At 44.9% G+C, this 18,214-nt stretch carries 22 protein-coding genes; 7 read left to right on the forward strand and 15 right to left on the reverse strand.

The window, feature by feature from the left end; genetic code table 11:
- The first annotated feature begins 135 nt into the window (after positions 1-135).
- Complete coding sequence (locus ACBR23_RS07915) at positions 136-384, forward strand: chlororespiratory reduction protein 7 (RefSeq protein WP_371119074.1); 249 nt, start codon at positions 136-138, stop codon at positions 382-384.
- 15 nt (positions 385-399) lie between these two features.
- Here the strand turns inward: ACBR23_RS07915 and ACBR23_RS07920 are convergent, their stop codons facing one another.
- Together ACBR23_RS07920 and ACBR23_RS07925 are read right to left on the reverse strand one after the other, a co-directional pair.
- A complete protein-coding gene (locus tag ACBR23_RS07920) occupies positions 400-780 on the reverse strand; it encodes a DUF2614 family zinc ribbon-containing protein (RefSeq protein WP_340525762.1) in 381 nt (126 codons plus the stop codon).
- Positions 781-949: 169 nt separating this feature from the next.
- On the reverse strand, positions 950-2,089 hold the full coding sequence (locus ACBR23_RS07925; protein ID WP_371119073.1) for a glycosyltransferase: 1,140 nt from the start codon (positions 2,087-2,089) through the stop codon (positions 950-952).
- Positions 2,090-2,494: 405 nt separating this feature from the next.
- On the opposite strand from ACBR23_RS07925, the gene serS reads away from it, so the two are divergent.
- Complete coding sequence (serS, locus tag ACBR23_RS07930) at positions 2,495-3,775, forward strand: serine--tRNA ligase (RefSeq protein ID WP_341736559.1); 1,281 nt, start codon at positions 2,495-2,497, stop codon at positions 3,773-3,775.
- Between the two features lie 309 nt (positions 3,776-4,084).
- On the opposite strand, the gene ACBR23_RS07935 is transcribed toward serS, so the two are convergent.
- Positions 4,085-4,222: a hypothetical protein gene (locus ACBR23_RS07935; protein WP_341734534.1), complete on the reverse strand. Its 138-nt coding sequence runs from the start codon at positions 4,220-4,222 to the stop codon at positions 4,085-4,087.
- A 318-nt stretch (positions 4,223-4,540) separates the two neighbouring features.
- On the opposite strand from ACBR23_RS07935, the gene msrA reads away from it, so the two are divergent.
- The 4 genes from msrA (at position 4,541) to ACBR23_RS07955 (ending at position 6,631) form a co-directional block, all read left to right on the forward strand.
- On the forward strand, positions 4,541-5,194 hold the full coding sequence (gene msrA / locus ACBR23_RS07940) for a peptide-methionine (S)-S-oxide reductase MsrA (RefSeq protein WP_341736560.1): 654 nt from the start codon (positions 4,541-4,543) through the stop codon (positions 5,192-5,194).
- 136 nt (positions 5,195-5,330) lie between these two features.
- Positions 5,331-5,636 (forward strand): hypothetical protein, encoded by a 306-nt coding sequence (locus ACBR23_RS07945; RefSeq protein WP_371119072.1) that lies wholly within the window; start codon positions 5,331-5,333, stop codon positions 5,634-5,636.
- Positions 5,637-5,692: 56 nt separating this feature from the next.
- Positions 5,693-6,031, forward strand: coding sequence for a YtxH domain-containing protein (locus ACBR23_RS07950; RefSeq protein ID WP_371119110.1), 339 nt, complete (start codon positions 5,693-5,695; stop codon positions 6,029-6,031).
- A 96-nt stretch (positions 6,032-6,127) separates the two neighbouring features.
- Complete coding sequence (locus ACBR23_RS07955) at positions 6,128-6,631, forward strand: DUF948 domain-containing protein (protein WP_371119071.1); 504 nt, start codon at positions 6,128-6,130, stop codon at positions 6,629-6,631.
- A 357-nt stretch (positions 6,632-6,988) separates the two neighbouring features.
- On the opposite strand, the gene ACBR23_RS07960 is transcribed toward ACBR23_RS07955, so the two are convergent.
- The 11 genes from ACBR23_RS07960 to ACBR23_RS08010 all read right to left on the reverse strand — a co-directional run bounded on the left by ACBR23_RS07960 (position 6,989) and on the right by ACBR23_RS08010 (position 16,037).
- On the reverse strand, positions 6,989-8,425 hold the full coding sequence (locus ACBR23_RS07960) for an IctB family putative bicarbonate transporter (protein ID WP_371119070.1): 1,437 nt from the start codon (positions 8,423-8,425) through the stop codon (positions 6,989-6,991).
- A gap of 117 nt (positions 8,426-8,542) precedes the next feature.
- Complete coding sequence (locus tag ACBR23_RS07965; RefSeq protein WP_341736565.1) at positions 8,543-9,436, reverse strand: histidine kinase dimerization/phospho-acceptor domain-containing protein; 894 nt, start codon at positions 9,434-9,436, stop codon at positions 8,543-8,545.
- A 186-nt stretch (positions 9,437-9,622) separates the two neighbouring features.
- Positions 9,623-11,062: a 1-acyl-sn-glycerol-3-phosphate acyltransferase gene (locus ACBR23_RS07970; RefSeq protein WP_371114432.1), complete on the reverse strand. Its 1,440-nt coding sequence runs from the start codon at positions 11,060-11,062 to the stop codon at positions 9,623-9,625.
- 182 nt (positions 11,063-11,244) lie between these two features.
- Positions 11,245-13,251 carry a ribonuclease catalytic domain-containing protein gene (locus tag ACBR23_RS07975; RefSeq protein ID WP_371119069.1) on the reverse strand — a complete coding sequence of 669 codons (2,007 nt, stop codon included), beginning with the start codon at positions 13,249-13,251 and terminating at the stop codon, positions 11,245-11,247.
- A 176-nt stretch (positions 13,252-13,427) separates the two neighbouring features.
- Positions 13,428-13,643 (reverse strand): 30S ribosomal protein S18, encoded by a 216-nt coding sequence (gene rpsR, locus ACBR23_RS07980; RefSeq protein WP_006631377.1) that lies wholly within the window; start codon positions 13,641-13,643, stop codon positions 13,428-13,430.
- 160 nt (positions 13,644-13,803) lie between these two features.
- Positions 13,804-13,992, reverse strand: coding sequence for a 50S ribosomal protein L33 (gene rpmG, locus ACBR23_RS07985; RefSeq protein ID WP_371119068.1), 189 nt, complete (start codon positions 13,990-13,992; stop codon positions 13,804-13,806).
- Positions 13,993-14,030: 38 nt separating this feature from the next.
- The gene (locus ACBR23_RS07990) at positions 14,031-14,564 is read right to left on the reverse strand and encodes an RDD family protein (protein ID WP_371119067.1); all 534 of its coding nucleotides are present in this window, start codon (positions 14,562-14,564) and stop codon (positions 14,031-14,033) included.
- A gap of 207 nt (positions 14,565-14,771) precedes the next feature.
- Positions 14,772-15,122 (reverse strand): DUF86 domain-containing protein, encoded by a 351-nt coding sequence (locus ACBR23_RS07995; RefSeq protein ID WP_371119066.1) that lies wholly within the window; start codon positions 15,120-15,122, stop codon positions 14,772-14,774.
- The gene (locus tag ACBR23_RS08000) at positions 15,119-15,412 is read right to left on the reverse strand and encodes a nucleotidyltransferase family protein (RefSeq protein WP_371119109.1); all 294 of its coding nucleotides are present in this window, start codon (positions 15,410-15,412) and stop codon (positions 15,119-15,121) included. The genes ACBR23_RS07995 and ACBR23_RS08000 overlap by 4 nt, the downstream gene beginning before the upstream one ends.
- Positions 15,412-15,747, reverse strand: coding sequence for a DUF86 domain-containing protein (locus tag ACBR23_RS08005; protein WP_371119065.1), 336 nt, complete (start codon positions 15,745-15,747; stop codon positions 15,412-15,414). Before ACBR23_RS08005 ends, ACBR23_RS08000 begins: the two co-directional genes overlap by 1 nt.
- Entirely contained in the window at positions 15,744-16,037 is a 294-nt protein-coding gene (locus ACBR23_RS08010) for a nucleotidyltransferase family protein (protein ID WP_341736591.1), read from the reverse strand. The genes ACBR23_RS08005 and ACBR23_RS08010 overlap by 4 nt, the downstream gene beginning before the upstream one ends.
- Before the next feature lie 41 nt (positions 16,038-16,078).
- On the opposite strand from ACBR23_RS08010, the gene ACBR23_RS08015 reads away from it, so the two are divergent.
- Entirely contained in the window at positions 16,079-16,933 is an 855-nt protein-coding gene (locus ACBR23_RS08015; protein ID WP_371120907.1) for an SGNH/GDSL hydrolase family protein, read from the forward strand.
- A gap of 236 nt (positions 16,934-17,169) precedes the next feature.
- Here the strand turns inward: ACBR23_RS08015 and ACBR23_RS08020 are convergent, their stop codons facing one another.
- Complete coding sequence (locus ACBR23_RS08020) at positions 17,170-18,069, reverse strand: DUF4436 family protein (protein WP_371114311.1); 900 nt, start codon at positions 18,067-18,069, stop codon at positions 17,170-17,172.
- Positions 18,070-18,214 lie beyond the last annotated feature (145 nt).

Genomic DNA, 18,214 nt, shown 5'->3' on the forward strand with positions numbered 1-18,214 from the left:
TCCGATAGGAATTCTGACGGTGCTTAATTGTAACACGATCGAACCCTTGGGCCTTGCCGCTCTCAATAAGACTTTATAGTTCGATCGCTTAATTCCACAAAACTTTAGAAATAAGTAACCTCAACCTCTGAAACTATGTCACTGTATGATGAAGATACGTTTGTAGTGCTAGAAACAAATCAGCCAGAGCAGTTTTTGACTGTTGCGGAATTATTAGAAAAGCTCAGAGGTATTTTAGCATCTCCCCAGGAAGAATTGCCCCCTGATGTCCAAAAAATATCTTCTGTGGAAGAGCAAGCCAAGTATTTAATTAATACTTATTGTGAATTAGATGTTGGTCCTGGAAAGTTTTTGCAGTGGTACGCAGTTCGTTTGGAAAAGTAAAATTTGTTGTTTTAACTATTCTTCCAACTGTTGCACGGCTGACACTTCAACTGCGGTAACATCGATCGTACCGGGCGGTGTCAACCTACTAAAATGACCTTGTTCTACCTTCAAAGGTTCACCGCAGTTGGCACACTGACACTGAGTTTGATTTAAAGCTGTAAATTCATTCCCACAGACGGGACATTTACCTTCAACCAAGTTGCGTTTCAGCCACCACTGGAGACCAAAAAAAGCAACCACAGGTGTAAGTAGCAAAAAACCTACTAAAATAAAAATCGATTTAACTACCCAACCCAAACCCAGTGACGCAAACAGCCACGCGATTCCCAAGAGTATCAGCCAATTGCTAATAGCGGGTAGCTTTAAAGAAATTTTGGGGGTGCCTTGGTTCACGATGGTCTCCTTGGGTGTCTTTGCAGGTAGGCATAGTTCTATCCTAACCAATAAATTCTCAGTCGTCTTGGAGTTAATCTTTCCATTGTACATCCCTAAACGACTATTATATTCTGTTAGATCCCGGACTTCTGAAAGTGCTGCGGGGTTCTAGGTATTCTGACGCCACTCAATCTGGCCCAAATATATTAAAAATCTTTGCTATCGATTGACAAAGGGTTCCAAAACTAAACTCTACTATGGTTTGTTCCCTCAACCAGTGGCGATCGCACCTTTTATCCTCCCCCTGAAGCATTTCTATACAAGCAACTGCTACTGCGTCTTGATTGCGGTGAGGAACTCGCCATCCCAGTTTACCATCTTGCAGCGGCTCGGCTGAACCGTCGGCATCTCCCGCCAGTACGGGTATTCCGCAAGCAAGTGCTTCCAAGTAAACTATACCAAATCCTTCCCAAGAAGGCATCACGTAAGCATCAGCAAGTCGGTAATGTGACGCTAAATTTTCCGTGGGTACAAAACCCGCAAATATTACTCTTTCAGCAACTCCCAAATCTGCTGCAATTTTGGCTAATCTCGATTCATCGTCTCCGCGTCCAATCACTAAGTATTTCACATTCGGGAAAGTTAGCGCTATTTGTGGCAAAGCTTTAATTGTGATATCTACACCTTTGTAAGTATCCGTCGATCGCAATCTGGCGACAGTCATCAATACTTTAGCACCACTCAGATTGTATTTTACCAATAAATCCTCCGATTTGGGACCGATCGCAAATAAATTTTCATCGACTATACAAGGGACTAGGTGAAATTTTTCAGGACTTAAGTGATTATTGTAGCAAGTGCGATCGCGCGTGTACCTGCTAATAGTCCAAATACTATCAGCTTTGCTCATCGCTATTTGATATTTAGGCGGCAGTGTTTCCCAAACTTCCTTACCATAAGTTAAAATCGTGTAAGGAATTCCTAAAGGTTCGCACAAAGTTTGAATCAGCGGTGCGAGGTTAATGTGACCGCAGAAAACTCGTTCAGGGCGTTTTTGAACTAAGTTAATCAGTATTTTAGCAGCAAAATTCAGACGGCCAAACCAAAGTGGCTCAGTTTTGAGGTAAGAAAACTTGAGATTTTTTGACTCGAAGGGATTGTGGCAATTTGGGGAATCTCGCAATAAAAAAACTTCCGCTGTTGGCGGACAGTTTGTCCCGGCGCTAACAGATAGGTAAGCTTTCAGGATGTCTTTAACATAGGATTGAATCCCGCCTTCGCTGGAGAATATTTCTAGGAAGCAGAATAGATAATTTGGCGATCGCATCTTCTATGATTATCAGTAGATAACAGTCAACTGCTGCGCCCGCTGGCGAGTTCAGCTTCGTCGAAGAGTCATATAAAATCATCTGCCTTCGCGTACTTCGCGCCTTCGCGGTTAAATCATTCCGATACAACCGGAATTGATATCAACACTTAACAGTCTACGGTCATCTGTCCACAGACACAAAAAACCCGGCCATTGCTGGCTGGGGTAGAAAAATATCAGGGTGCATCTACTAATATGTTTCCAGTATAGCACCCTTTGTGGGGTATAACCCCTCATTGGTGACACCACCAACCAAAAATCAATGAGAATAAGTTATAGTTAACCCGAAAAATCATTGAGAAAACTTGTATTTGCCCTAGTTCTGTTGTTGCTAATTTAGAATTGAAGATTTAGAATAAATCTGTGCTAGACCTAAAATTAATCCGAGAAAATCCCCAAGCTGTCCAAGAAAGCCTCAACACTCGCGGAGGCAACTATGAAATCGAGCCCATTGTGCAACTAGACAAGCAGCAGCGAGAGTTGGAAGGGAAGCGATCGCAACTGCAAGCCCGCAGCAACGAAATTGCCAAACTCATCGGTCAAAAAAGAAAATCGGGTTTAACCCTAGAATCTCCCGAAGTTCAAGCATTGCAAGCAGAAGGCAATGCAGTGGGAACAGAGTCCAACGAACTGCAAGCACAGGAAAAAGACCTAAAAGCTCAAATAGAAGCTCTATTATTGCCGTTGCCGAACTTGCCCAGTTCGTCAACCCCCATCGGCAAAAATGAAGATGAAAACATCGAAATACGGCGCTGGGGAGACGAATACATTCCCCAAAATACGGGGATTTTGCCGCACTGGGAAATCGGCGAAAAATTAGGAATACTCAACTTTGAACGCGCTGTCAAAATCTCTCAACCTCGCTTTGTCAGCTTAATTGGAGCAGGCGCAGCCCTAGAAAGAGCGATTATTCAATTCATGCTCGATAGGCACACAAAAGCTGGTTATGTAGAAGTAATTCCCCCATTTTTAGTCAACACTGAATCTCTCACAGCAACAGGTCAATTACCCAAATTTGCCGAAGAAAGTTTTAAATGCGACCAAGACGATTTGTGGCTAATTCCGACTTCGGAAGTTCCGGTTGTCAATCTGTATCGAGGTGAAATCTTGACAGCAGAACAGTTGCCAATTCATCACTGTTCCTTCACTCCTTGTTTTCGGCGGGAAGCTGGAAGTTATGGCAAAGATACGAGGGGATTAATTCGATTGCACCAATTTAATAAAGTTGAATTAGTGAAACTGGTGCATCCGAGTACATCCCCGGAGGAACACGAAAAGTTAGTGCAGGATGCCGAAGGAGTTTTGCAGGCGCTGAAATTGCCTTATCGGACGATCGAACTATGTACAGGCGATTTAGGTTTCGCGGCGGCAAAAACCTATGATTTAGAGGTGTGGCTGCCGAATGCCGGCAAATACCGGGAGATTTCCAGTTGTTCCAATGTCGCAGATTTTCAGGCACGGCGAGCAAATATTCGCTTTAAAGAAGCGGGCAAAAAAGGCACTCAATTCGTGCACGCGCTCAACGGTTCGGGTTTAGCTGTGGGGCGTACAATGGCGGCAATTTTGGAGAATTATCAGCAGCCAGACGGGACTGTAAAAGTGCCGGAAGTCCTCCAATCCTATTTGGGACGAGAGGTGTTATAAATTGGTTGGTAGTGAGGACTAAAGGGGTGCATCTCAATGAGTGCAAATATATTCGTAGGGGCGAAGCATGACCGCAGACAATTTATTAGTGATAACCAGAGATTTACAGCGGTCATGCTTCGCCTATGCAAAATCGAGATGCTCCCGACTAAAGTCTTCACTACCAACTGGGAAGAAATATTTTAATGCTTATTATAGTAGTCGCAAAACATCTAAAACCCCAACTCCTTGCATAAGTTGGGGTTCTAGATTTAGTATTCATTTTCAATTTTTTCGTTATTCTAGATGATTGACAATTATTTTTACCAGTTAAGCTGCAACTGTGTTGGAGTTGGACGCTGCTATCGGTAAATTCTGATTCACCACTACCCACTTGCCTGTCATGGGATCGCGGTAAGTAATAAATGGATTAGATTTCAATGGTTTAGTCGCTGAGGTTAAAAGCATTTTGATACACTCCTAAGAACCGATCCTGAATCAAAAAATAACTTGATATTTATGATAATCGCAGATTTTGAATTAAATACGTGTGATTAATACCTCAAAAAAATGTGATAAATCTTACACTTTTAGGTGATATATCGCACTGGCTAATGTGATCTATTACCGCATTTTTAGTGAGAGATGTCACTTGCTAAAAAAACGAAAGTTAAAGTTAGCTTGTAGGCGATCGCTTTTAACTTCGACAGTGCCACTATTTTAACTGTACATCTGATATAACTAAGTAAGGTAAAGATGTTTATCAGAGATCCCCCTCACAAACCTATGGTGCTATTTGGATTTGGCAAAAAGTCGAGCCTGCCCTCTTCCCAGGACGCATTGCCGGGACGGGCAGAGTCGATGCCGGTACCGGCAACTCACTTTGTTAACGGCAATCCGCTCAAACCTCCTTTTCCCAACGGCATGGAAACTGCTATGTTTGGTCTGGGCTGTTTTTGGGGAGCCGAACGCAAGTTTTGGCAGCAAGATGGAGTTTTTTCAACCGCCGTTGGTTATGCGGCTGGGATTACTCCAAATCCTACTTACAACGAGGTTTGTAGCGGAATGACGGGACACAATGAAGTGGTTCTGGTTGTGTTCGACCCCCAAAAAGTTAGTTACGAAACGCTGCTCAAAGTTTTTTGGGAAAGTCACAATCCGACTCAAGGAATGCGTCAGGGAAATGATTCGGGGACTCAGTATCGATCGGGAATTTACACTTATTCAGCTACCCAAAAGCAGCTAGCCGAAGCATCGCGGGATGCTTACCAGCAAGCTCTCAAGGCAGCAGGTTACGGCAATATTACTACTGAGATTATTGACGCTCCTGAGTTTTATTACGCAGAAAGCTATCATCAGCAGTATCTGGCTAAAAACCCTAACGGCTATTGCGGTTTGGGCGGTACAAAGGTTTGTTTGCCTGCAATGTCTCAAGTTTAAAAAATTTAAGCTGAGATTGAGGCTGATTTTTGTCAACAGGCAAGATGCCTGTTCCACAATCTCGAAAAAATTATTGTGGGGCGGGTATCTTCTCTGTTACAAAAATGTAAATAGGCTAGTTAAAAACAGGTGAAAAATGCTGGCTGCTGTCATAATCATCAATGTATTCATATCTCTGGTTGGCTTTTATATAGCCTGGAAAATATGGCGAATGGGTAGGACGATCGCACTTTGTGAAGCGAGAATCACCGCCCTGGAGCGCTGTAGCACCAATGTCCTTGCCAAATCACCTAATTTCTTTGCTAGAAAGCAACAAGGTGCTCACCAGTTGCGGCGAAATTATCAACAACTGGAATGGCAACTTCAACAACTTCAGCAACTTTTGGGATTGCTAGGTTTGGGGCGAATGCTTTGGCGGCGGCGCGATCGACCATTGAGCTAATCAGAAATTATATTTATAAAGGTGGTAAAAGTATACTTTTGGAGGTCGCGATCGCAATGTCAAATAAACGTTCAGGATTATTTATTGGTGGTTTGCTGGTGGGTTCGGCCATCGGGGCTCTGACGGGCTTGCTGATGGCACCGAGAACGGGCAAGCAGACGCGGCAGATTTTGAAAAAATCGGCGGATGCTTTGCCGGAGTTGGCCGAAGATTTATCAACTAGCGTACAATTGCAAGCCGATCGACTTTCGGAATCGGCACTGCTCCATTGGGACGAAACTTTGATTAGACTTAAAGAGGCGATCGCCGCCGGTTTGGAGGCGACTCAACGGGAACGCCAAACACTTTCGGAAACTGAAGCAGCAGCGACTACCCAGTCGCCGGAGCACCGCTAATTCCACAACTGTTCGGGACTACCTTTGGGACTGATCCCACAATCAAGTAAAATTAGACCCACATATAAATTCCCAAACCCCCAATCCGAGATTTCAGTGCGCGAACCCATCTTTTGGTTAGGACTTTCGATTTTGCTAGTCGCAGTCAGTTTAACGGCTGTGTTAGTGACTCTCATACCTGCGGTGCAAGCCTTGACGCGGGCGGCGCACAGCGTGGAAAAGCTCGCTGATACCCTTTGTCGTGAATTTCCGCCGACTTTGGATGCCATTAGGTTAACGGGGCTGGAAATTAGCGAATTGACGGATGATGTTAGTGAAGGGGTGCAAAGTGCGGGGGAAGTTGTCAAGCAAGTCGATCGCAGTCTTGGTACTGCCAAAAAGCAAGCGCACAATGTCCAAGTTACAACTCGTAGCCTGGTGACTGGGGTTAAGGCTGCTTGGAAAACTTTAACTCGAAAATCGCCGCTGTCTGGGGGTAGGAGTCGAGGGGGCGATCGATTGTCACCCACTCAAAGAAGTGTAATTTCGCTGAGGGATTCGGGTTTAGATGACCGAAAACAGCCGGGATACAAGCCTAACGATTCATCGGTGGATCAATAAAAAAATTGATTTCCTGATATAGCAATCCTAAATGAGTCGCAAGTTTTTTACCCCACCCCAACCCTCCCCGAACTCGCGGGGAGGGAGCAAGAAATTCACAAATGATTTAGGATTGCTATAGTAATATCAAATCCTCTCTTCATTGGAATTATTAAACTCTCTCTTCTCTTCCTCTTTCCCCCCTTGGGGGGGGCAGGGGGGGGTCGTCCTTAGCGCCTTCGCGGTTAAATCATTCCGATACAACCGGAATTGATATAACCCACATAGAAAGAAGGTCGGTTACTATCAAGAAATCTGGCAGGTCATCACTTTGAAAGTTGACAGCAATGCCACGGGGCATTGCTATACATAATCCTTTTATTCTTCGGTAGTCAAGACTGAATCTGGCTGCTGGGAATTTCTGTAAAAACTGGCAATAATCGCTACCATCAACCACCACAGCATATTCACTTCCGGTCGATACCAAACTGTATCGAAAAAGCCGTGGGCCATCATGCCGACTAAAGTGGCGATCGCCGCTATCAACCAAAACCCCTGATTAGATGTGGGACTTGGGGATTCTTCCTGGGAGTTAAGCTGCTGAAATTGTGCATCCCGCAGATTTTTGATCTGCAACAAACCTTGATTGATGGTGACAGTCAGCAGCCACAGAAAACAAGTCAAACCGATAAAACCAGTTTCTACCGCTATTTCTAGAAGCACCGAATAAGCACTCAAAGCCGTGTATTTCGGCTTCATATACAGTGGATAAACTTTATTAAAAGCAGTGTTACCGGGACCAATGCCGAGAATTGGTCGATCGCGAATCATGTCAATCACCGCAGTCCAAACATTAATCCGAAAATTGTTGCTGCTGTCACCGCGGCCGATAAACATACTCGTCACTCGTTCTTGCAGGGATGGTACTAAAACTACTCCCAAAATTAACGCCACAGCTAAACCTCCTAACCCCAACGGCAGGGCTAAAGTCCGCCAGAACCGAGGCATTAAAGGACTATACCAATACCACAGCAGGATTAAAAACACCACCAGTAAAGCTACAAAACCGATCCAAGCCCCACGGCTGTCGGTGTAGCGCAAACAGGCGCAATTCACGACTAACATGGTCAATGCCAAAGCTTTAGTTCCCCATCCTTTCCACACAAAAAGTGCTGCTGCACTCAATGCAATTGCCGGTAGCAGATAGGAACCAAGCAAGTTGGGATTTCCTAAAAAACTGTAAACTCGCGTGACATTTGCTTGACTAGAAGTGGGATCGTTCCAAGTAGCTAGGGGTGGTACTTTATCAATCCACTGTCGCACGCCGTAGAAACTGACGATGAGAGAGACGTTCAAAAACACGGCGATTAACCACGATCGCCAACGGGGCGATCGCAATATCCTAGCCATCAATGCAAAAAACAGCAAATACAGCGTTAGCTTCGTCCAGCCTGTAAAAGCTGCTGCTTTCACTGGGGACATGGCGGTGGCGACGGTAGCAATGCCCCAGTACAGGAATACTAGCAGGTGAATCGGTGTCAGGGCGATCGCGCGATCGTCGGAAACCGTCAGCAGCACCCAAAAGGCAGCGCCAGCAGCCATCAACACACCCACCAGGGCATTGTTGACAAAGGGGCCCAAACCAAACGTCAAAGCCAGCAATACAAAACCCAGTGGTTCTGCCCATTGCATCAGCCAGCTACTTTGCCGCCAACTTCGCGCATTACCAATGGCGACATTCAATAAATAACTTCCATTTTGCCATTGTAAAAGTGGGAAGTTTGCTAGAGTTAATTTTTGCCAAACTGAATTCATTTCAATTTAAAATTAGGAAGTGGTTATTGGTGATTGGGGATGCCTGGTGATGGGTTATTAGTTATTCGTTATTCGTTATGAGAATCAGAAATAACAAATAACTAATCACAACTAACTTTACCTTTCCAACAAATCAGTAGCATTGACGCAAGGAAGCGAAAGCACATAGCGATACCCAGATTCCGGCGTTCCTTGAATTGAGAGTTTACCGCCTTGAATTTCCACCAACTGACAGCACAGCAGCAATCCCAAACGCTCCCTATCCCCGTAGCCAGCTAACACTGGTGTGGTATCGGCGGCATTTTCCGCTACCAAAGTCGCCAACTCAGAGAAAGAAAGCTTTAATGGCTGGGAAGCTTGTACTGCTGGCGAATATTGAGATTCAATTCCCAATTCTCGGCTGTGGGAGTTCCCTAGGGAAGTTTGACTCGATTCAAGTTTTAACAAGTGGTCGGAGTAGAGTTTAGCATGGGGCAAACTTTCTCCCAACCAAGGGTGAAACACCCAAACTCCCATATTGATGCCATCATCTTTGCGAACAACGTGTACTCGAATTACGCTACCTGCCCCAGCAGATTGAATCACGCTAAAAATTAAGTGGTGGAGCATTTGCTGAACTTTTTCTTTGTCTGCCAGCCAAATACGGGGCCCTGGACTGATAGACAGGTTAATTTCTTGCTCTCTTTTAGATGCCGGTTGCGATAGGTTAGTCACAACCTGCTGGCACAAAGTTTCTATATCTACTGCTGTTCGCTTGACGGTGAAACAGGATTCATCCAATTCTGCGAGTCCTAAAATTTCTTCAACTAGCGATCGCAAAGACCGACTACTATCTTGGATTACATCGATATATTCTTTTTGCTTACTTGTCAGGGGACCATAAATTTCTTGGTTCAACACACTGGCCATCCCATTAACTGAAGTGAGGGGAGTCAGCAATTCTTGGGCTAAATAATTCAGCAGTTTTATTTTTATTGAGTTACTAGACAAATTGATAGGTTTGTTACTCATTGCTTATTTTTCTTGGTTATTATCAAGGGTTTATTTTTTAGGGGTGGCTCAGACCTCTTTCCAAAGTTTATCAGGAAATTGGGTTGCGAACCCTGTCCTTATAGGAAGGCTTAATGACTACTGACTACTGACTCCTGACCATTCAACGAAGGTGAGCCGCCACCGCTACTGACTAATGACTAATGACTAATTAATTAGCCCTTCTAAAGCTGCTTGTAAGTCTTGAGTGAGTTCGGCAACTGCTATTCTGCGACTGGTTTGATATCCCTCCCAGCGATCGTCCACGGATATCGGTTCGCCCACGGTCATTGTTACTTGCTGTTTCCCCAAATGCGGTCGCCCGAAAGGATTTCCCCCTTTGATGCGAGCCAGTACGTCGGACAGTAGTAAAGTTGTTTCGGCGAGGCGTTCTGCCGTCAGTTGTTCTTGTACATATTTGCCCGTAACGGACACGAAGCTTTCTACCAGTCTCATGTGCCACATTCGGAGACTGGCTTCTTCGGCTAGGCGATCGGCTAATCCTCTTTCTAAGGGACAAAGTGCTGCAATATCTTTGATATCTTCTCGATAAATATAGTCCCATCCTGCTTGTTCCAATCGGCGGCATCTGTCGATCAAACTGCCTTTTGGCTTCAAGTTAAAATACTGTTCTGCCACTTGTAAAGCCACATCTAAAAGTGATTTTAATCTAGAGATAATCACTTCATTGTCCAAATCATTATTGGTGATTTCCGTCATCAGTTCTGATATTGATTTATCGGGATGTGGGGGTAAATCTTGATGATAAAATCTCCGATAAAACTGTTCCATTACTGACAATAAATAACTTCCCAATCGAATTAGTCGTAAATATTGAAATTTGTGATGGTGAATTTCGGAATTCGGATGATTCGTGTCTAAATTAGGAAAATTGTTACTATCTAATGTTGCTAATCCGCAATCAGTTTCTAACTGAGTTAAAAGTTTTTCTAGTTGTTCCCAAGGTGGCTGGACATAGCGGTATTGAATACCAAGTGGTACGATTACCACTTTTTCCGGGCGTCCGGCTTTTCGTAAATCTTCAACGCACCAGAATCCCATTTGAGCAATACCGGGTTCGAGGGGGCTAACTATTTCATTGTGACCGTTGGTGGCGCCTTCGGGAGCGGCGGCGATGGGAAATTGGCTGTTGGCAAATAAATCGCGTGCCGATCGCAATCCAGCTCGATCGATCTTACCGCGAACGATGGGAGTTCCACCGAGCCGAGAGTATAGCCAACCGACACCCGCACCAGCCCACAGAGGAATTCCGCGATCGTAGATAAAGTGGGAATGTACGGGAAATTTCAGGGGAATCCCTTGTTGGCGCGCCACTTGGGGTACGAGTTTCCACACCAATTGTCCCAAACAGTAGGGATCGTTTGAGTTGGGGTGGCGGAAGGCTAGTAAGAAGCGAACTTTCTGATTTTGAAATTGGTGAAACAGTTCGGCGAGGGTTTCGACATTTTCCGCTTGAATGTCGCTGATATTTGTCCGAAATCGCAGCCACCAGGGGAGTATTTGTTGGCAGCCTTGGACGATTAGGGGGTTGTACGCTGGGGGGATAAATTCCAGGGGTGGCTGAACTTGGCTAATTGAATTCGGCATTTGGGGATTGGAGATGGGAGATTTCTCGGCTGCTGTCAGCAGTAGCAATTTTGACTAACTTCCTACTCTATCAGGACTTACGCAGAAGAACTAAAGAAAATAGGTTTTTTACGCTATAGTCGTCCCTTCATCCGATGGAAATTTCTACTGTTTTACGTCGCCCAAATCCCAAACTCCAAATCCTAGGGCGCTGCTTGCAGAATTACTTCTTGGAATTGAATTACATCCGATCGCGGATCGCAATGAGTGACTTTAACTTCAAATCGATCGCCTATTTCGACCGATCGACCAAAGCGCATAGCTAATTCTAAACCCAACTCTTCCAACAAAATCAATCCCAGATTGCTATCTTCCCTCAGCCAGCGCAACATTAAAGCTTCCCAGACTTGATCTGGGTTGCGCCGCAAATATTCCAATCCCCAATAGCGATTGGTTTGGCGTTCAACACTAGAAGCTTCTCTGACTGCTGTACCCAGACACATCACAATGTCCTGCATTTCTTCAGCAGAAAAAGGCTGGGGTTCGCCCCGCAGATGAGCTTTAATTTGGAAATGAGTCAGTAAATCGGTATAACGACGGATGGGAGAAGTAACTTGAGTGTATGCTTCCAAACCCAAACTAGAGTGTCTTCCAGGGGTGAGATTCATTTCGCTGCGGGGCATACAGCGGCGCACAGCACAAGCACGGGCGGGGCCTGCCGGCACAGCTAAAAGTTCTTCCTCTGGTGGGAGTTCTGGCTGGGGCTGATGGCGATAGGGTATGGCTAGGCCGTGAGTTTGACCGTAGCGGGCGGCCACTTCGCCGGCGAGGATCATCATTTCAGCTACTAGCAATCGGGCGGTGGAGTCATCGATGACATAAATGTTGATGTCCTCGCCTTTGACTTTGATGACCGATTCGGGCATGAAAATGCTGATTGCACCTTGGGTTTCCCTCCATTTTTGCCGCAGTTTGGCCGCTTCTGCTAGTGCAGCTATTTCCGGTTCTGCTGGGATTCCCAACTCCAGCATCTCGTCTACCTCATCGTAGGTTAAGCGGTAGGTAGGTTTCACCGTGCTGATGTGAATGCTGTAATCTTGGGCTGCACCAGTTTCATCTAAGGTGACGCTGAAGCTGAGAGCGCTGCACTCTTTACCTTGAATTAAGCTCATTGGCCCGGTTGCCAACTCTGGGGGAAACATGGGTATCATCCCCGTGGGCAGGTAAACTGTGGTGGTGCGCTTCCTGGCTTCGAGGTCGAGTTCGTCTCCGGGGGAGAGTAAGCGGGTGGGATCGGCGATGTGTATCCACAGGCGCTGCTGGCCGTTTTCCAGGAATTCTAAGCTGAGTCCGTCGTCTATTTCTGTAGTGCTTTCATCGTCGATGGTGTAAACCTTGAGGTGAGTTAAATCGAGACGACTGGTGTCGGCATCGCTTGGGAGATTTTCTAGGCAGCGTTGAGCTTCTTCTAAAACCTTGGCAGGTAACTGTAGGGGAATTTGGCTACGCCGCAAAAACAGGTTTTCGTGGTGACTCCACAGGCCGAGATCGACTAATAGTTGAAAGGCTGCTTCCGGTGTTTCGGGACGTTCTAGGCTGGCTAATGTTTCTAGGGCTGGGGTGCGGTGTGTTGCTTCTTCTCCCAGGGTGGCAAATCGTTCTAGGGCATCGAGGCGATGGCGATCGCTATTTGCCCAGTCTACATTTTCCCCGACCAGTCGCTGCTTGACTCGATCCCAAAATCCTTGGGCTTCTTGATGTCGTTGCTGTTCTACTTCTTGCTGGTGTTTGATTTCTGCTACTTGGGCTGCGGAACGCGGTTCGTAGCGATCGCCCTTTTGCTTGAAATACAATTTATCTGTGGACAACAAAGAGTAAGCTGCGTAACACTGAGCTGGGGTTTTTTCGGAAAATAGTAGCATGGCTAAGGATTCCGGGTCCGCTGCTTCTCCGTCCCCTACTAGCAGTTCCCAAGCTACTTCGAGACTGGATGGATCTGAGTAAACTTCTACTTCTTGATGAAATTTTGGGATGTCCGAGGGTTTGTAGGTTTCTCCGGCAATTTCGTAGGTGATTTGTTTCGGCGGTATGCTGTGCGGTTGACCGTTTTCGTCTACCACCACCCAGTTTTTTTTGCCGTCTGGGCGATCGGCAACGGCTAGACGGCGGTCGCCGTGCAGTCTAAATTCTACTAAGGTTCCCTTCTCCACTTGCCAGTTATATAATTTATATTTTAGATTTTTACATGGGCTACTTGTCTGGTTTCGACTTGGGGATTTTAGATTTTGGAGAATTGTATTTTTTCTGGTTAAATCACGTAAAAAACGTTACTTTTGCCTAGTTTTTATGACCGTCCAAAATCTAAAATCTTAAATCCAAAATCCGATTAACCTTCTTGGTTGACGAAGGGCATCAAAGCTACAATTCTGGCTCGTTTGATGCTTCTGGTCAGGTCTCGTTGTTGTTTGGCTGTCAAGCCTGTAATCCGCCGAGGCAGGATTTTACCCCGTTCGGTGACGTATTTTTTGAGCAAATCGACATCTTTGTAGTCGATCGGATCTCCTGGTTTAATTGGCGATACACGCCGGCGAAAGTAAGTCATGGTTCTTTGGTAATTGGTAATTGGTAATTGGTAATTGGTAATCGGTAATCGGTAATCGGTAATTGGTAATTGGTAATTGGTAATTGGTAATCGGTAGACCCTCACAAATAACAAATAACAAATAACCACTGACTACTGACCACTGACCACTGACCACTGATTACTTGATCTCTTTGTGATTCGTGTGCTTGTTGCAATGGGGGCAGAACTTTTTGAGTTCTAGTCTGGCCGTCGTGTTCCGACGGTTTTTGGTCGTGGTGTACCGAGAAACGCCTTTTGAGCGTTTGCTGGCATTAGTTCGGCACTCAGTACACTCTAGAGTAATTATGATGCGGACGCCTTTAGCCATAATTCTAAATAAATTTCGACTAATTTAAACACAATTTATTATCTTCTCACATTGCTGTGCACTTGGTCAAGCAATCTTTTGACTTTGATGTCTAGGGAGTAGCCACGGCGGGTGCCGACGATGATCGTACCACCAAGGCGATCGTGAAATGCCTGGGGAAACCGGGCGGTGTCGGTGAAAGCAACGCTACAGTCGATCGCCAGGGGTAATAGGAGTAACAAAACGGCGGCATTGGTGGATGTGAGTCCCCCTATACCTAGGAAGGCTAGGGCTGCACAGCCACCAAGCACAGCCTCGCGTTTGCACAGTTCTTGGAGGCCGGGAGTGCGATCGAGTCTGGGATCGACAATTTTCATGTCCAAAGCCCAGCGGCCGAGACTTTGGCCTTTATTTTTCCTGACGATGGCTACTCGCAAGATCAGCCAGAGTATAACAAAAAAGATGATTTGGACGATCGGATTTGTACCAAGAAGCAAACTGGGTAGCCCAACGGCGATCGTATCAATGCAGAAAGCAGCGGCGCGACGGCCAATGGATACTTTGGGCAGGAGAGGAACTAGATCGGAACTCATGGGCAAAAAAGAATTACTTTAAAGTGCGTAAGTCCTGTTTATATCATAGCTGAAACTTCAGAATTTATTGCACCCTTTAATAAACGTCATCATGGCTTCCAATATTAATCAATAAAATTACTATTTCTAACAATTCCTCTCCCGATCTTCTACTGATAAACTTTGAACCAGATCGATAATTTCTTGTAAAGTCATCATACAGCATCCTTAATTATTCCAAAAAATATTAGCAATACCTTGAGTTGCCCTTTCCAAATCAGGCAAATAATTCTCTATAATATCCCAGATTCGATTAAGATCGATCCCGTCTAAATAATCGTGAACTAAAATATTTCTAAACCCCGACAAAGCCCGCCAATCAATATCTACAATACTTGTCTTTAAATCATCCGATAACCTTTGAGTCGATTCTGCCATCGTTTGCAAACGTCGCAAAACTCCATCTTGCACCAAATCATCGCGCATAAAGCGTTCCCGATCGTTGCCAGTATACTCATTTATCTTGTTGATACATTCCAAAATATGCTCAATATAAACCCGATCTCGTTCTAAATTCATAGAGACTTGGCCTCCGCCAAAACCCGATCCTTAATCAAACGACTTAACCCCTGTTCCGTGACAATATCTACCTTACAACCTAACATATCTTGCAAATCCATCAATAGCCCCCCTGGGAACCAAGGCGAAATTTTTTGTAAATCATAATCCACCAACAGATCGATATCGCTACTCTCAGTCTCCTCACCCCGCGCCACCGAACCGAACACCCGCACATTAAAGGCCCCATGTCGCAGCGCCACCGCCAGAATATCCTCGCGCTTGGACTGTAATAACTGCTGTAGTTTCATCATACAATTTCCTCAAGCATCAATTTAATTTGAGACTTTAAACTCGGCAACTCATTCTCCACAATCAGCCAAACTAAATCTAAATCAACTCTAAAATACTCATGGACAACCAAATTGCGAAAATCAATAATATCTTGCCAACTTACCTGTGAATAGCGTCTCCTAATATCCTCAGACATCGACCTTACCGCCTCACCAATAGTTTGTAGATTGAATAAAACCCAAGTCTGTACCAACTCATCATCTAAAAAATTCTGCTTTCCCCTGACAGTGTATTTTTCAATTTTTGCGATCGCCTCATCAATATCCTTGAGTCGTTCAGTATCACTTCTCATAACAAAATACAATCCTGCAAAACCCGATCGCGAATTCGATCCTTTAGCCCCTTCTCCGTCACCACATCCACCTTCCGACTTAATAAATCCTCCAAATCTCGAATTAACCGCACAGGAAACCAAGGCGAAATTTTCTGTAAATCATAATCCACCAACAGATCGATATCGCTACTCTCAGTCTCCTCACCCCGCGCCACCGAACCGAACACCCGCACATTAAAGGCCCCATGTCGCAGCGCCACCGCCAGAATATCCTCGCGCTTGGACTGTAATAACTGTTGTAGTTTCATCATACAATTTCCTCAAGCATGAATTTAATATAAACTGCGTAATGTCTCCAAAAGTGCGATCGCCACGCCCCAAATATCCATTAAAGCAAATAGTCATCAGATTTGCCACCGCAGTCATTGCTGCTTTGATTTTTATCAACATTCCTCACTCCTTAATTCCCATGTTTCCAGAATCCCCATCAATAGCTAGTCTACCGCCAGAAATCGAGAACATCCTCGCCGGCAAGCGCAGAATTGTCACCATTGGCGACAGCATCACAGAAGCCGGCAAATACCCCGGAGGTTACGTTTGGCTACTGCAACGCTATCTAAATGGTCTGTATCCCGATCGCGCGATCGAAATCATCAACGTCGGCATCTCCGGGAACAAAGCCACAGATATGCAAGCACGTTTCCAGCAAGATGTCATTGACAAAAAACCCGATTTAGTCATGATTAACGTTGGAGTAAACGACGTTTGGCACGCATTCTTTGACTTCCAAAACCGTCAATTTCATCCCCAAGGAAACTTATCCACCGGAGTAGGATTAGCAGAATACAAACAGAAACTCACACAAATGGTGGAAGCAGCCAAAGCAGCAGGAATTCGAGTGGCGCTACTTTCTCCTACTCCCATCCGTGAAGTTCTCGACGGTCCAGAAAACCAGCGTTTACAAGAATATATTATCGCCATGCGAGAAATTGCTTTACAGAATCAATGCTTATTTATTGATTTAAATAAACCTTTTCGGGAAGTGATCGGCACTTTTCAAAGACACGCTGGCAAAACTCTAAATTTGTTAGCAGCAGACGGAGTGCACCCGAATCCATCGGGCTATCGAATCATGGCTTTTAGTATTTTGCGAGGCTTGGGAATACCAACGAAAGATATTGAAAATTTGGAAATCAAGAATTGAATTGCCGAGAGTCTGTGCCTCAGTAAACATAAGTTTGGTAGGGGCGGGTTTTACCAACAATAATTGCCTAAAACCCATAATCTCATAAACCCGCCCCACCCAACTGAATTTCCCCCCTTGGGGGGGGCAGGGGGGGTGACTTCTTCCTTCTTCCTTCTTCCTTCTTCCTGAATTTCCCCCCTTGGGGGGGGCAGGGGGGGGTGACTTCTTCCTTCTTCCTTCTACTTATCGCTCGATTATTCAATTGGTGGATGATACCGTTTCAACCAACAACTACCAATAATCACCAAAGCCACGACTACAATAATTTCCGTCCAAAAAAACGATAAGAAATCACTGGCAGTTCCCACGGGAGGCACTCCCGGCTGAGCGTTACGAATAGCCGGAAAAGCAAACAACATCACAGCCGTCCAACTCAGCATTCCAATTTCCGGTAACTTACCCGATTTCATCACTTTCAATGCCAGCAGCAGTGCCATAGTTGATAGCACCCACATAATCACGATAATGGTTAAAGCAAAAAATTTTACCGGGAGCGATCGAGTTATGCGGACATCGATATAAATAAAGATAGATGAATTTTCTTCCAGAGGCTTGTATGTGATGTCAAAACCGGGAACATCGGCATTGAACTTAAATAGCAGCGGTACGGGGTTGAGTTCAAAAGGGGCAAATTTTTTCCTAATCGAAGGCAGCGGATCGATGGAAATAGCTATTTTAGCAATGTGCCTGTCAAAGGGATAATTGTTAATTTTACCCTTGACTAAATTGAACTTTAAAGCCGGAAAAATCATCGGTTTACCTGCTTTGAAAGTAATCTCTGAATCTTCTATATTTGCACCGTTAACTGTCATTAACAAATCTTGAGCTGGATAGGTAGGCCCTTTTTTGTAAATGCCTTTTAGTTCAAATTCTAAGCGTGTTTCTAATTCGTTTTTTACGGGATCGACTCCGATCGCAGTCATTGTCACCTCTACTAAGCCTTTGGGAGCCGCAGAGCTTTCTGGATTTGGGCTGTAAGGTTCTTGAGCATGAGCTACTGGAGAGTAAATAGATAAAGTAATTGCAAAAATTAGGATGAGATTGCAAATTAAAATAAGTATTTTTTTGAGGTTATTGTGGTTGACAATTTGCATGAATTAGATAATAATTCGGAATGATTTAACCGCGAAGGCGCTAAGGACGCGAAGGAAGAGAAGAGTGTGTTTAATACAAGACGATGAAGATAGGATCTTATATCAGAAACCGGATTTTTTACCAGGTTCGATGGTAATAATATTA

Source organism: Microcoleus sp. (assembly GCF_041354475.1).
Taxonomy (GTDB): Bacteria; Cyanobacteriota; Cyanobacteriia; order Cyanobacteriales; family Microcoleaceae; genus Microcoleus.